Source organism: Bradyrhizobium sp. 17 (assembly GCF_023073515.1).
Taxonomy (GTDB): domain Bacteria; phylum Pseudomonadota; class Alphaproteobacteria; order Rhizobiales; family Xanthobacteraceae; genus Bradyrhizobium; species Bradyrhizobium canariense_D.
The window spans coordinates 1-947 of the sequence record NZ_JADPJQ010000100.1; the positions used below are offsets into that span (position 1 = coordinate 1).

Here is a 947-nt window from a genome sequence, read left to right on the forward strand (position 1 = left end):
TAATGGTAGGGCCCGCCGCCCAGCGCGAGGCTGTCGCGCATCTGCAGGCCGAACTCGGCCTGTCGGAACGGCGGGCCTGCTCGATCGTCAGCGCCGACCGCAAGATGATCCGATACCGCTCGTGTCGGCGGCCGGATACCGAACTGCGCATCGAGTTGCGTGAGCTCGCCCATGCGCGCAGGCGGTTCGGCTACCGGCGGCTGTTCGTGCTGCTGCGGCAGCGCGGCGAGCCGTCCGGGATCAACCGGATCTACCGGCTGTATCGCGAGGAGGGCCTGACCGTACGCAAGCGGCGCGCCCGCCGCCGCGCTGTGGGCGTACGGGCTCCAATCCTGGTCGAGGCCAGGCCGAATGCCCGCTGGTCGCTGGACTTTGTCCATGACCAGTTCGCGTGCGGTCGGCGTTTCCGGATCCTGAACGTCGTCGACGACGTCACCCGGGAATGCCTGGCGGCGATCCCCGATAGCTCGATCTCGGGACGCCGAGTGGCGCGCGAACTGACCGCGCTGATCGAACAGCGCGGCAAGCCCGGCATGATCGTTTCCGACAATGGCACCGAGTTTACCTCGAACGCCATGTTGGCGTGGGCCGAGCAGCACATCATCGATTGGCACTTCATTGCGCCGGGCAAGCCGATGCAGAACGGGTTCTGCGAAAGCTTTAATGGCCGAATGCGCGACGAGCTTCTCAATGAAACCCTGTTTCTCAGCCTTGATCACGCCCGCAGCCGCATTGCCGAATGGGCCGACGATTATAACCGCCAGCGCCCACATTCGGCGCTGGGCTATCTCACCCCGGCGGCCTACGCCGCCTCCCTCACCGCAACATGCGATCGGCTGCGCAACCCCGACCAGCTCCGCCGATCGCATGTTGCTCCACCCGCGCCTCGTGGCGTAAAACAAGCCGAGACTCTAATTGCCGCTGGATGAAAGCTCGGGGGCAGGTCA

1 protein-coding gene is annotated in these 947 nt (G+C 65.6%); it reads left to right on the forward strand.

What is annotated here, in order from left to right; genetic code table 11:
• The coding region (locus IVB13_RS18785) for an IS3 family transposase (RefSeq protein ID WP_247489956.1) at window positions 1–929 on the forward strand (929 nt) is incomplete at its 5' end.
• Between the last annotated feature and the right edge of the window lie 18 nt (window positions 930–947).